This window comes from Rhodovulum sp. DZ06 (assembly GCF_050586345.1).
Classification (GTDB): domain Bacteria; phylum Pseudomonadota; class Alphaproteobacteria; order Rhodobacterales; family Rhodobacteraceae; genus JBOCEF01.
In genome coordinates this window covers 36531-49209 of record NZ_JBOCEF010000039.1, presented here as the reverse complement: position 1 = coordinate 49209, position 12679 = coordinate 36531, and the positions used below count along the sequence as shown (strand labels likewise).

Annotated in this window: 14 protein-coding genes; 9 read left to right on the top strand and 5 right to left on the bottom strand. The window is 73.8% G+C overall.

Annotated features, from left to right (window positions below; genetic code table 11):
• Positions 1-259: 259 nt before the first annotated feature.
• A complete protein-coding gene (locus ACQ5SO_RS15915) occupies positions 260-1177 on the bottom strand; it encodes a DMT family transporter (RefSeq protein ID WP_430942610.1) in 918 nt (305 codons plus the stop codon).
• 315 nt (positions 1178-1492) lie between these two features.
• Here ACQ5SO_RS15915 and hpaR point away from each other — a divergent pair, with 315 nt between their 5' ends.
• Both hpaR and miaA read left to right on the top strand, forming a co-directional pair.
• On the top strand, positions 1493-2254 hold the full coding sequence (gene hpaR, locus ACQ5SO_RS15910) for a homoprotocatechuate degradation operon regulator HpaR (RefSeq protein WP_430942609.1): 762 nt from the start codon (positions 1493-1495) through the stop codon (positions 2252-2254).
• A gap of 112 nt (positions 2255-2366) precedes the next feature.
• Entirely contained in the window at positions 2367-3287 is a 921-nt protein-coding gene (gene miaA, locus ACQ5SO_RS15905; RefSeq protein ID WP_430942608.1) for a tRNA (adenosine(37)-N6)-dimethylallyltransferase MiaA, read from the top strand.
• Between the two features lie 22 nt (positions 3288-3309).
• On the opposite strand, the gene ACQ5SO_RS15900 is transcribed toward miaA, so the two are convergent.
• A complete protein-coding gene (locus ACQ5SO_RS15900) occupies positions 3310-4122 on the bottom strand; it encodes a tetratricopeptide repeat protein (RefSeq protein ID WP_430942607.1) in 813 nt (270 codons plus the stop codon).
• A gap of 402 nt (positions 4123-4524) precedes the next feature.
• On the opposite strand from ACQ5SO_RS15900, the gene ACQ5SO_RS15895 reads away from it, so the two are divergent.
• The 5 genes from ACQ5SO_RS15895 (at position 4525) to ACQ5SO_RS15875 (ending at position 8855) form a co-directional block, all read left to right on the top strand.
• A complete protein-coding gene (locus ACQ5SO_RS15895) occupies positions 4525-5451 on the top strand; it encodes a DMT family transporter (protein ID WP_430942606.1) in 927 nt (308 codons plus the stop codon).
• Between the two features lie 417 nt (positions 5452-5868).
• The gene (gene speD / locus ACQ5SO_RS15890) at positions 5869-6276 is read left to right on the top strand and encodes an adenosylmethionine decarboxylase (RefSeq protein ID WP_430942605.1); all 408 of its coding nucleotides are present in this window, start codon (positions 5869-5871) and stop codon (positions 6274-6276) included.
• Between the two features lie 630 nt (positions 6277-6906).
• Positions 6907-7125 (top strand): hypothetical protein, encoded by a 219-nt coding sequence (locus tag ACQ5SO_RS15885; protein WP_430942604.1) that lies wholly within the window; start codon positions 6907-6909, stop codon positions 7123-7125.
• Positions 7126-7362: 237 nt separating this feature from the next.
• Positions 7363-8229, top strand: a complete 867-nt coding sequence (gene speE / locus ACQ5SO_RS15880; protein WP_430942603.1) for a polyamine aminopropyltransferase — start codon at positions 7363-7365, stop codon at positions 8227-8229.
• Positions 8230-8396: 167 nt separating this feature from the next.
• Positions 8397-8855: a DUF302 domain-containing protein gene (locus ACQ5SO_RS15875; protein WP_430942602.1), complete on the top strand. Its 459-nt coding sequence runs from the start codon at positions 8397-8399 to the stop codon at positions 8853-8855.
• A gap of 162 nt (positions 8856-9017) precedes the next feature.
• Here ACQ5SO_RS15875 and ACQ5SO_RS15870 read toward each other — a convergent pair whose 3' ends face one another.
• Entirely contained in the window at positions 9018-9224 is a 207-nt protein-coding gene (locus tag ACQ5SO_RS15870) for a cold-shock protein (RefSeq protein WP_430942601.1), read from the bottom strand.
• 440 nt (positions 9225-9664) lie between these two features.
• Between ACQ5SO_RS15870 and ACQ5SO_RS15865 the strand changes: the two genes are divergently transcribed.
• A complete protein-coding gene (locus ACQ5SO_RS15865; protein ID WP_430942600.1) occupies positions 9665-10465 on the top strand; it encodes a TerC family protein in 801 nt (266 codons plus the stop codon).
• 86 nt (positions 10466-10551) lie between these two features.
• Positions 10552-11151 carry an FMN-binding negative transcriptional regulator gene (locus tag ACQ5SO_RS15860; RefSeq protein ID WP_430942599.1) on the top strand — a complete coding sequence of 200 codons (600 nt, stop codon included), beginning with the start codon at positions 10552-10554 and terminating at the stop codon, positions 11149-11151.
• A 22-nt stretch (positions 11152-11173) separates the two neighbouring features.
• Here the strand turns inward: ACQ5SO_RS15860 and ACQ5SO_RS15855 are convergent, their stop codons facing one another.
• Together ACQ5SO_RS15855 and ACQ5SO_RS15850 are read right to left on the bottom strand one after the other, a co-directional pair.
• Entirely contained in the window at positions 11174-11701 is a 528-nt protein-coding gene (locus tag ACQ5SO_RS15855) for a SixA phosphatase family protein (RefSeq protein WP_430942598.1), read from the bottom strand.
• Between the two features lie 136 nt (positions 11702-11837).
• Positions 11838-12629, bottom strand: coding sequence for a sterol desaturase family protein (locus ACQ5SO_RS15850; protein WP_430942597.1), 792 nt, complete (start codon positions 12627-12629; stop codon positions 11838-11840).
• Positions 12630-12679: the final 50 nt, after the last annotated feature.

Below are 12679 nucleotides of genomic sequence, written 5' to 3'. Positions count from 1 at the left end.
GGGGGGGGGGGGGGGGGGGGGGGGGGGGGGGGGGGGGGGGGGTGGGGGGGGGGGGCGGGGGGGGGGGGGGGGGGGTCTCCCCCCCCTCCCCCCCCCCCCACACCCCCCTCCCTATCCGCATGCGGGTGATTGCGCCCTTGGCGCGTGGGGTGAGGTGAGCGCCGCCGCGCCTGCGGGACGGTCAGCGCAGAGGCGCCGCTTTCCATCGCGCGGCGCGGCCGGGCGGCGCGGGGCCCTTGAGGCCCGGACGCCCCCGCCCCTACCGCTTCGGCGCCAGCAGCGGGCGCGCGGCGCCGCGCTTCAGGCCCAGCTGCCGCTCGCGCCGGATCACCGCGATCCCCGCGGCGACGGTGACGGCGGAGCCCGCCGCCGTGGTCCAGGCCGGCACGTCGCTGAACACCACGTAGCCGATCGCCGCCGCGAAGATCAGCGAAGCGTAGTCGAAGGGCGCGATCAGGCTCGCCTCGGCGCTGCGATACGCCTCGGTCAGACCGGCCTGCGCGACGCCCCCCAGCACCCCCGCCATCAGCAGCAGCCCCCATTCCTTCGCGCTCGGCATCGCCCAGAGCGGCGCGCTGAGCGCCGCGTAGCCGCAGCAGGAGATGGTGAACCACAGCACGATCGCCGAGGAGGTCTCGGTCTTGGTCATCCCGCGCACCGTCAGCTGCGCCAGCGCCATGAACAGCGCCGCCCCCAGCGCCGCGGCCACGCCCCAGAGATGCTCGGACGATCCCGCGGCCCCGAGGCTGAGCTGCGGGCCGGTGACGATCGCCACCCCGACCAGCCCCGCCAGCACCGCGGCGAGGCGATAGAGCCGCAGCCGCTCGCCCAGCAGCGGCGCCGCCAGCAGCGTGGTGAACAGGGGGGCGGCGAAGGTGATCGCCGTCGCCTCGGGCAAGGGCAGCAGGATCACCGAGGTGAAGGTCAGCCCCATCGCCGTCACCCCCACCGCCCCGCGCAGCAGGTGCGCGCGCCAGGAATGCACCCTGAAGCCCCGCCGCAGCTCGCCCCGCCAGGCATAGAACAGCAGCAGCGGCGGCAGCGCGAAGAGCGAGCGGAAGAACACCGCCTCGGGCGCCGGCACCCCCTCGGACGCCGCCTTGATGCAGGCGGCCATCGAGGCCGCGGCGCTGACCGAGACCAGCTTGAACAGGATGCCGCGCAGCGGAGTGGACATGCGAAGGGACGCTTTCGGGCAGGCGCGCCGGGCGCCGCGCGGCGCCCGGGACGGGACGGAAGGGGCGCCCGCGGCCGGGCCGCCGCCGCGCCCGTCCCGCCCGCTCGGGTCGGGGCGGATCGGCGCGGGCGGAACGGAGGGACGGGCCAGGGGCGGGACGCGACGACGGGCGCATTTGCACCGCGGCGCCGGATGGGGCTATTATCCTTCGCAAGTTAATGATCAAGCCGGGCGGCGGCAAGCGCGCGCCCGATGCGGCGCCGGGACGCGGGATGGGCGGCCCGGCGCGCGGATCGCCGGAGGGGGGAGAGCCGGATGCAGAAGCCGAACAGGGCCGCGGCCGCGATGCGCCGGGACGGGATCCAAGACGCGCCCGAAATCGAAGACGCGCCCGAAACGCCGCCCGCCGCCGCGGCCGCCCCGCAGCAGGCGACGCCGTCGGCCCCGCAGCAGGCGGCCCCGTCCGCGACGCCCTCCGCCCCGCCGCCCGCCCCGCCCCCTGCCCCGCCCCGGGCGGCGGACGGCCCCGGCGCGACGCAGACCCACGCGGCCGGGCGCGCGCCCGCCGCCGACCCCGCCCCGGCCCCGGCCCCGGCCCCGGCCGCAGGCGAGCCCGGCCACGCTCCGGCGCCCGCTCTGCCCCCCGAGCTTCCCCCCGAGCTTCCCTATGACAGCTCGATCCCCGTCCTGCTGCTGCGCGCGCGCGAGGCGATGATGCGCAATTTCCGCCCCGTCCTCGCGGCCGAGGGCTTCACAGAGCAGCAATGGCGCGTGTTGCGCACCCTCGCCGCCGACGGGCCGATGGACGCCGCCGCCCTCTCGGAGCGCAGCGTGATCCTGCCGCCGAGCCTCACGCGCATCCTCCACGCGCTCGAGGAACGCGGCTTCCTCGAACGCCGCCGGGACGAGGCCGACCGCCGCCGCACCCTGTGCCTGCTGACCGAGACCGGCCGCGCCCGGGTCGCGGAGCTCGCCCCGCGCACCGCCGATGTCCACGCCCGGATCGAGGCGCGCTTCGGCCCCGAGCGCAGCGCCGAGCTGCAGAAGCTGCTGCGCGAGATCGCGGGCCTCGACTGACGCCGCCCGCCCTGCCCCCTCTTGACCGGCCCCCGCCCCCCCTGACCGGCCCCCGCCCCTTGACCGCCCCCCGCCCCTTGACCGCCCCCCGCCAAGCGGCGATCACCGGGCCATGACGATCCTGGTCTCCGGCCCCACCGCCTCGGGCAAATCCGCCCTCGCCCTCGCGCTCGCCCAGCGGCGCGCGGCGCGCGGCGGCGCGCTGATCATCAATGCCGACGCGCTGCAGGTGTTCGGCGGCTGGCGCGTGCTCACCGCCCGCCCCCCGGCCGAGGACGAGGCGGCGGCGCCCCATGCCCTCTACGGCCATGTCCCGGCGCATGAGCGGTATTCCACCGGCCGCTGGCTGCGCGAGGTCGCGCCGCTGCTGGACGCCTGCCGCGCGGACGGGCGCACCCCGATCCTGGTCGGCGGCACCGGCCTTTACTTCAAGGCGCTGACCGAGGGGCTGGCCGAGATCCCCGAACCCAGCCCCGCGCTGCGCGCGGCGATGGAGGCGCGGCTGGCGGCGGAGGGCCTGCCCGCCTTCGCCGACGCCCTGCGCGCGGCGGACCCCGAGACGGCGGCGCGGATCGACCTGCGCAACCCGCGCCGGGTGCTGCGGGCCTGGGAGGTGCTGGAGGGCGAGGGCCGCGGCCTCGCCGCCTTCCACGACGCCACGCCGCCGCCGCTGGTCCCGCTGGCGCAGGCCTTGCCGATCCGCCTGACGCCCGACCGCGAGCGCCTTTACGCCGCCTGCGATGCGCGGTTCGATGCGATGCTGGAGAGCGGCGCGCTGGAGGAAGCCGCCGAGATGGCCCGCCGCGACCCGCCGCCCTCGGCCCAGGCCATGCAGGCCCTCGGCGCGCGCGAGCTGGTGGCCCATGCGCGCGGGGAGTTGACGCTGGACGAGGCGAGGGCGCAGGCGACCATGGTCACCCGCAACTACGCCAAGCGGCAGCTGACCTGGACCCGCAACCAGATGACCGGCTGGCGCAGCTTCGAGAACGGCGCCGAGGCGCTGGCGGCGCTGACCGCCGAGGGGCTGGCGTAACCCGCCCTCAGCCCCCGAGCCATCAGCCCCCGAGCGCCTGCACCCGGGCGCGCAGCCAGTCCGAGCGGTCGCCAAGCTCGAACGCCCGCCGGTAGGCGCGGGCGGCGCCGGGGGCGTCCCCCTGCTCTTCCAGCGCGCGGCCCAGCGCCACCTGCGGCGCGGGCCATTCGGGGCGCAGCTCGGCCGCCTTGCGGTAGTCGCGCAGCGCCATCACCCGGTTGCCCTGCGCCGCCAGCGCCTTGCCGCGTTCGAGCCGCGCCCCGGCATCGGACGGATCGCCCGCGATCACCGCGCCGAAGGCCTGCGCCGCCTCGCCATGCCGCCCCAGCGCCGCGAGCGCCAGCCCGCGATTGTAGCGCAGGTCGAGATCGTCGGGCGCGCGGCCCAGCCCGGCCTCGAAATCCTCCAGCGCCTCCAGCGCCATGCCCCGGCGCAGGTAGAACGCGCCGCGGCCCAGCAGCGGGGCGGCGTCGCGCGGGCTGCGCTTGATCGCCTCGGCGTAATCCGAGAGGGCGCCGCGCACCATCCCCCGCTCGGCCCGCGCGCGGGCGCGGTTGAGGTAGAGCGGCGCGAAGCCCGGGTCGCTCTGCGCCGCCGCGTCATAGGCGGCCAGCGCGTCGCCATGGCGCCCCATCCCCGCCAGCGCCCAGCCCAGGTTGGTCTGCGCCGCCGCCCGCTCGCGCGCGCTCAGGTCCGGCAGGGCGGCGGCGGCGCGGCAGTATTCGGCCAGCCGCGCGCCCGAGGCCCGCGGATCCATGCAATCGGCCAGGGCGCCGGCATGGGCGGGCGCAGCGAGGGCGGCGAGGATCGGCAGGGCGGCGAGGGCGGCGCGCATGAAGGCGTCTCCGGGATGGTTGGCGTCGGCGCGCGCCGCTGCGGGCGCGCGCCTTACATGTCGGCCCGCTTCGGCCCGAGGTCAACGCCCGCGCGCCCCTGCGCCCCCCGGCCCGCCCCCCCGCGCGCGGGCGCCCCGCCGCCCGCCCGCGCCCCGGCCCGGCGCGCGCGGGGCGCGGCCGAGCGGGAGGGCCCGTCCCTCCCCGAGGCCGCGCCTTCCCGGGCGGGACGGCCGCCGCCCGGGCGGCGACGCCCCGGGGCCGCCCCCCCGGACTGGCGCCCGGCCCGCCCTGCTTCCCCCCGCCGCCCTGCCGCCCTGCCCCGGCGGCGCCCTGCCCCGGCGGCGCCCTTGACCGCCGCCTTATAAGTCGCCCTTATCATCAGGCAGCAAAAAGGAGCCCCCATGCCCGTCACCGACGCGCCCCCGTCCAGCGGCGCCGCCGAGGCCCCCGGAATCGCAGGTCCGCACGACAATGTCGCCGCGGGCCTCTGGGCGCTGGTCTCGGTCGCCGGCGCCAGCGCGATGACGCTGGCGGTGCGCGAGGCGTCGGCCGGCATGGACACGCGGATGATCGTGCTGGTGCGCAGCCTGATGATCCTCGGGGTCGCGCTCGCCGCGCTCCCGTTCCTCGGGGGGCGGGGGCGGCTGCGCTTCTCGCGCCCCTGGCTGCACCTGTTGCGCGGGATCCTGCTGGGCGGGTCGATCCAGCTCGGCTTCCACACCATCGCCCATGTGCCGCTGGCCACCGCTACGGCGCTGTTCTTCACCGCGCCGATCTTCGCCACGCTCCTGTCGGCGCCGATCAACGGAGAGCGGCTCGGGCCGCGCCGCCTCGGCGCCGCGGCGGCGGGCTTCGTCGGCGCGCTGGTGATCCTGCGCCCGTTCGACGCCGCGCCGGACCCCGCGATGCTGGCCGCGCTCGGCTCCTCGCTCCTCTTCGCCCTCGCGCTGGCGCTCTCGAAGGGGGTCGCGCAGGCGGACGGGGCGGTGTCGGCCTTCCTCTCCTCGGTCGCGATCACGGCGCTGATCTCGGTCCCGCTCGCGCTGCCGGTCTGGGCGGCGCCCGGCTCCTCCTGGATCTGGGCCGCGGCGGGGGCGGTGGCGGTGATGGGCGCGGTGCGCGGCCTCGCGGATCTCGAGGCGTACCGGCTCGGCGAGGCGGGGGTCGTGGGGGTGGTGTTCTACCTGCGGCTTCCGGCGCTCGGCGCGCTCGGCTGGCTGGTCTGGGACGAGTCGCCCGACGCGGCGACCTTCGTGGGCGCGGCGGTGATCGTGGCCTCGACCCTCTACATTGCGCACCGCGAAAGGGCGGCCCGCAGGGCGGTCTGAAACCGCCCCCTTTCCCCGGCGGCAGGCGGCTGGAAAGCCACGCCGGGGCGGGCGTCCCGGAATTTCCGGCATCGGGCGAATTCTATCCTTGATCGCCCCCCCCGGAATCGCTATCTGCGCCGCCACAGGGTCACCGATCCCAACCTCGGATCACCGCCGGTCACGCCGCTGAAAAGCGGACGCACGGCTCAAGGGGGGGCGCTAAGGGACCGCTGGGAATCATCTGCTGGTAGGAGAGGAACGCCCATAAGGACGGAACCTCTTCCGACTGGGGATGGACCTGGAAGCCAGGCGCCACCCATGAGGAAGCCGTGATGGGAAAACCGAGAGGTCTCCCGTTCCGACATCTTCGCCAGGATCTTTGAGGACACGCGCGGGCAAGCCCCCCGCGCACACACGACGTATCGGAGCCGACCCATGTTCGACCGCGACATCTTCGACGAGTCCCGCGACGACCACTTCATCCGCCGCGACGGCAAGGTCTTCGCCGGCACCCACCTGATCATCGAGGTGATCAAGGGCACGGGTCTCGACGACGAAGCCCGCATCCAGAAGGCTTTCCGCGACTGCGTGGAGCTCTGCGGCGCCACCCTGCTGCACATCCACACCCACAAGTTCTCGCCCCAGGGCGTGTCGGGCGTGGCGGTGCTGGCGGAGTCGCACATCTCGGTCCACACCTGGCCCGAGATCGGCTACGGCGCGTTCGACGTCTTCATGTGCGGCGACAGCCAGCCCTGGAAGGCGGTCGAGGTGCTGCGCCGCGCGTTCGACGCCGGCGAAGTGCGGGTGAAAGAGCACCTGCGCGGCGAGGGCCTCGCCCACTGATCCCTGCCCCCGGGCGCAGCGGACCCGACGCGGGCCGCAAGAACCATGGGCCGAAAGAACACGGGCCGTCGCGCGATGCATCGCGCGGCGGCCCGTTTCGATTCAGGGGGGGGAGGCGCGCGCCGTCCCGCGCTCCATTGCGAGTCACATGGCCGTCACGGCGGCTGCGCTCTCCTGCCTTCGCCGGGGGGATGATTCGCTTCCCGGCCCCCCCGTTGCGGGGGGCCTTCGATTGGACGGAAAGGAAATAGACCGATGACCGCTTTCGATCCCGCCATGGACGTCGTCATGCCGCCGAAACCCTCGGCGCCGCCGACGCAAACGGGCGCTTCCGGCCGCGGCCGCTGAGCGTTCGGGCGGGGCTGCATTCGACGCAGACCTGCATTGCAAGCAAGGGGCGGGCGACCCGGCCGTGGGATGCCGGGCCGCCCGTTCCGACCCCGCCGCCGGCACGCGGGCGCGCCCCCGGGGCGCGGCGGACGATCACGCGCCCTTCACTTTGTTTTTATTCAGCTATTCGCAATCGTCCGACGGCGCATTCGCCGCAGGGGGCGCCTCAGCGCGCCGCATGGGAAGACATTCAGAAAACGATACATGTCGCGCTCCAGTTTTCGTTCCAGGAGTCTTCGAATGTCTGACGATACGCCCAAGACCAACTGGCCGATCATCGGCCTGCTCGCCGCCGCCCTCTCGGACCGCGAGGCCGCGCCGCTGGCCGTGCTCGCCCTCGTCGCCGTCATCGGCATCGCGCTCGTCGCCCTGTTCGGCTACCCGGCGCTGATCCTGCTCGTGCTCGCGGCCACCTTCGGCTCGCTCGGCATGCTGATCGTGCTGACCCGCGCCAGCTGACGCGCCCCAAGCCGTCCACCGCCGTCCACCGCCGCCGCCGCCGCGCGCCCCTCCCCGGCGCGCGGCGGCCGGCGGGATGGCGCGCGCCCCGCGCGGCGCCTGCCTTCGGCGCGCCGCCAGGCCCGCCCGGCGCGGCCCCCCGCGCCCTTGCCCGAATCCGCGCCCGCGGCTATCCCTCGCGCTTCCCGAAGCGCCCCCCGCGCCGACCCGTCCGCACTTGCCCGAGGAGGTCCCGCGATGACCGAACCCCGCTCCATGCCCGGCTGGTCCGTCGAGACCCTCCACGAAGACCACGCGCAGGCCCTGCGCGAGGCCACGCTGCTCTATGATTCCGAGACCGACATCCAGCGCCTGCGGGTGTTCCGCAACCCGACCTTCGGCCGGATCCTGACCCTCGACGGCGTGGTGCAGGTGACCGAGGCGGACGAGTTCATCTATCACGAGATGCTGACCCACACGCCGATCATCGCCCATGGCGCGGCCAAGCGGGTCCTCATCATCGGCGGCGGCGACGGCGGCATGGCGCGCGAGGCGCTCAAGCACCGGTCGGTCGAGCACGTGACCATGGTCGAGATCGACGCGGGCGTGGTCGAGTTCTCCAAGACCTACCTGCCCGGCATCTCGAACGGCGCCTTCGACGACCCGCGCCTGAACCTCGTGATCGATGACGGGGCGGAGTTCGTGAAGACCTGCACGGACAGCTTCGACGTGATCATCGTCGATTCCACCGATCCCATCGGCCCGGGCGAGGTGCTGTTCACCGACACCTTCTACGGCCGGGCGAAAAACCTGCTGACCGGGAACGGGATCCTGGTGACCCAGAACGGCGTCCCGTTCATGCAGGGGCAGGAGCTGACGAACACCATGCGCGCCTTCAAGGCGCTGTTCGCCGACTGGACCTGCTATCTCGCCACCATCCCCACCTATGCGGGCGGGCCGATGGCCTTCGGCTACGGCGCCCTGTCGGACGCGCCCCGCGCGACGCCGCTGGCGGAGCTTGAGGCGCGCTGGGCGAAAGCCGGGATCGAGACCCGCTACTACACCCCCGCCGTCGGCCAGGCCGCCTTCGCCCTGCCGGGCTATGTCTCGGCGCTGATGCCCTGAGCCGCGGCCCCGCGCGACGCAGTTGAAACCCCCGCCGGACCCCCGGCGGGGGTTTTGCGTCTCAGCCCCCTGCGACACATTCGAAAAAGTGAATTTTTAACATTCGCCCGCCTGCGCCGCGCCTGCTAGGCTGCGCCGCAAGAGCCGCATGAGGGAGGAAATGCGCCATGAAACCTGTTCTGACCGCCGCCGCCGCGCTGCTGGCCGCCGCGTCCCCCGCCCTCGCGCAGGAGATGCAGACCTCCGAGCACCTGAAGACCTGGGTGCTGGAAGACGCCGCCTTCGACGACGTGGCCTTCGATCTGAAGCTCGCCGTCGAGGGGCGCGGGCTGGTGGTGGACCACATCAGCCACGTGGGCGAGATGCTCAACCGCACCGCCGCCGACGTGGGCGCCACGATGCAGGTTTACGACCATGCGCAGGTGATCCAGTTCTGCTCGGCCACCGTGTCGCGCGGGGTGATGGAGGCGGACCCGCTGAACATCGCCTGGTGCCCCTATGGCATCTTCCTGTTCCAGGAAACGGGGGCGGAGGGCGTCACCGTCGGCTTCCGCCGGATGCCCGCGGGGCTGGAGAGCGTCGAGGCGCTGCTGACCGGGATCATCGAGGAGGCGACGGGCTTCTGAGCGCGTCCCCGCGCCGGGGCGGCCCGCCCGTCCCGGCCCGACCCGGGGCCCGCGCCCCCCCGAAAACGCGCCGCGCCCGCCGAGGGGGGCGGGCGCGGTGACGTGCGGCGCATGTCGCGAGGGGCGGGGAAGGGCCCGGCGCGGCCGGCCGCACGGCTTGGGTCAGCCGAACGACAGCTCGGTCGCGCTGACGCGGCCGTCACGCCCGGGGGCGAGTTCGAACGACACCGCCTGGCCTTCCTCGAGCGTCTGGCGCCCGGCGGCCTGCACGGCGGTGATGTGGACGAACACGTCCTTGCCGCCGTCGCTGGGTTCGATGAACCCGAAGCCTTTCGTTGCGTTGAACCATTTGACGACGCCTTGAGCCATCGTCCCATCCTTCTCTTCTCTCTCGCCGACATGCGGGGATCGCAGCGGCCACTTCTCGCAGCCCGCCCCGGCCCTGTCTCGAAACGGCCTGCGGAGGGGACCCCGCAGGGGCATGCACGACGTCGGCCAGACCATGTCTGCGCCTTCGAGCGTGCCCGATCGGGCCGGACCGTCAAAGGATTTTCCAGAAACGCGCCCGGTTTCCGCGGCCCCGGTCGCGTTTTTGTTGACCCTCGGGGTCCGGTTTCAACGGCGCCGCAGCATCGCCCCGGGGGACCGGCGGCGGCGGCGGGATGCGCGGCTTGCGGCGCGATTCGCCCCCCGCGACGGCGCGCGCCTTGCCCCGCCGCGCCCGCTCGGGGCAATGTCGCCCGGAACACGCTGCATTCCGCCGCCCGGGCGCCTTGTCCGGGACCCGAGCACAAGACGCGAGGCGCCCCATGGCCGACCTTTTCACCATCGAATCCATCGGCAACCTGGTTGTCCTGATCTTCCTGCAGGCGGTGCTCGGCTTCGACAACCTGCTCTACATCTCGATCGAGAGCGCGCGCGCGCCGCTCGATCAGCAGCGCGCCGTGCGCCGCTGGGGCATCGTCATCGCTGTCACGCTGCGGATCGTGCTGCTGTTCGCCATGCTGCACCTGCTGGAAGCGCTGGCCGAGCCGTGGTTCCACTTCGACTGGACCGGGGTGATCGAGGGCGCCTTCACCTTCTCGACCCTCGTGTTCCTCGCGGGCGGCGCCTTCATCATGTACACCGCGGTGAAGGAGATCACGCACATGCTCTCCATGGATCACCTGCACGAGGCGCCGGACGTGGAGAAGACGCGCACCACGGCGGGCGCGGTGATCGCGATGATCGTGCTGATGAACCTGGTGTTCTCCTTCGACTCGATCCTGACCGCCATCGCCATCACCGACGTGTTCCCGGTGCTCGCCATCTCGATCCTGGCCTCGGGCGCGGGGATGCTGCTGCTGGCCGACAGCGTGTCGGAATTCCTGCGCAAGAACCGCAAATACGAGGTGCTGGGCCTGTTCATCCTGCTGATCGTCGGCGTGGCGCTGCTGGGCGAAGGCGGGCACGAGGCGCATCTGAAGCTGTTCGGCTACGCGGTCGAGCCGCTGTCGAAGACGACCTTCTACTTCTCCATCGCCGTGCTGGTGGCGGTGGACCTGGTGCAGTCGGGCTACCAGAAGCGCCTCGACGCCGAGCGCGCGCGCGAACAGGCCCGCCGCGACTGATCCCCGGCCCCTTGCCGGAGCCTTGCGCGGGCGCGCCCCTCCCCCGGGGCGCGCCCGTTTTCCCTTCCGTTCCCGGAGCCCCGCCCATGTACATCCCCGACGCCTTCGAGATGCCGGCCGAGGACGCCGCCGCGATGCTCGCCGCCGGCCCCCTCGCCACGCTGGTGACCGCCGGGCCGGAGGGGCCCGAGGCGACGCCGCTGCCCCTCCTGTTCGATCCCACGGACGGGCCGAAAGGCGCGCTGCTGGGCCATTTCGCCCGCGCCAACCCGCACTGGAAGACCGCCGCCGGGCCGAACGGGCTGGCGCTGATCCACGGGGCGGAGACCTACGTGACCCCCTCCTGGTACGCGGCGAAGGCCGAGCACGGAAAGGTGGTGCCGACCTGGAATTACGAGCTGGTGCAGGTGCGCGGGGGCGTCGAGACCTTCGACGACCCGGAGCGGCTGCTGGCGCTGGTGACCCGCCTGACGGAGCTGCACGAGGGGCCGCGCGACGCCCCCTGGGCGGTGTCGGACGCGCCCGCGCGGTTCATCGCGGCGCAGCTGCGCGGCATCGTCGGGATGCGGCTCGGGATCGAGAGCATCCGCGCCAAGCGCAAGATGTCCCAGAACAAGCCGGCGGCGGACCTGGAGGGCGTGCGCGCGGGCCTCGCGGCCGAGGGCAAGGGCTGGATGCCGGTCTGAGGGCCGGGGGGGCGGCGCGGCCTCAGTCGAAATCCCGCGGCTGGGCATAGGCGACGAGGCGCCCTGCCCCCGCGGTCACCTCGGCCCAGCGCTCGACCTCGAATTCCAGCGCCGCGACGGCGCCGGTCGGGTACTTGCCGAAGGCCCGCGCGCCGCCCTCCACCACCTCGGGGCCGCAGAGCGCACGCAAGAGGCCCGGCACGCCTGGCTCATGCCCCAGCACCAACAGCGCGCCGATATCGTCCGGCTGCTCCTGCACCAGGCGCAGCAGCGTCTCGGGCGCGGCGTTGTAGATCGAGGGCTCAGAGGCATGGTTGGGCGGCAGCCCCGTCGGCCCCGCCATCCGCGGCGCCGCCAGCTCCCACGTCTCCAGCGTCCGGCGCGCGGTCGAGACCAGCGCGAAATCGGGGACCAGCCCCTGCTTCGCGATCCAGTCGCCCATCACCGGGGCCGCGCGGCGTCCGCGCTCGTTCAGGGGGCGGGCGGCGTCGTGCTGGTTCACGTCGGCCCAGCTCGATTTCGCATGCCGCATCAGGATCAGGCGTCGCATCTCCACTCCCCGTCACGTTCGGGCGCGTGGATGGAAAATAGGGCGCCGACGCGCCCCCGGTCGACCGCTGATTTCGCGACCCGCGGGCGCAGGGCCGGCGTCCTGCGCTCCGCCGCGGGCGCAGGCGCCCCTCGCCTCAGGCCCGCCCGCGGAACGGCAGCGCCAGCGTCCACCACAGCCGCCCCGGCCGCGCGTCCTGGTGCTCGGACAGACCGATCACCATCCCCTCCTGCCCGCAAGCGGGGGTCTCGGTGAAGGTGCCGAAGGCCCGGTCCCAGACCGACAGGTTGAAGCCGTAATTGCTGTCATGCTCGGCCCGGATCACCGAGTGGTGGATGCGGTGCACATCCGGCGTCACGATCACCTTGCGCAAGGCCCGCTCCACGCCCTCCGGCAGGCGGATGTTGGAATGGTTGAACATCGCGCAGGCGTTGAGCAGCACCTCGAACGCCACCACCGCCGCGGCGGGCGCGCCCAGCGCGTAGACCAGCCCGATCTTCAGGAGCATCGACAGCGCGATCTCCACCGGGTGGAAGCGGATCGCCGTGCTCACGTCCACGTCGCGGTCGGCATGGTGCACCTTGTGCAGCCGCCACAGGACCGGGACCTTGTGGAACACGAGGTGCTGGAACCAGATCGCGAAATCCATCGCGAGGATGGTCAGCAGGACCGCGAGCCAGAACGGCGCGTCCAGCAGGTGGAACAGCCCCCAGCCCTGCGCCGCGGCGTCCAGCGCCGCGCCGACCGCCGCGGCGGGGAACAACAGGCGCACCACCAGCGAATCGAGGATCGCGACGGCCCAGTTGGTGCTCCAGCGCCGGGCGCGGCCCAGCGCCTGCGCCCGGGCCGGGCGGCGCCATTCCCAGGCCGCCATCACCGCGAAGACCGAGAGGAAGACGCCGAGGCGGATGAAAGGTTCGTATTCCATGGCGCGCATATTTGGGCGTCGCCCCGCCCGCCGTCAACGCGAAGCCGCGC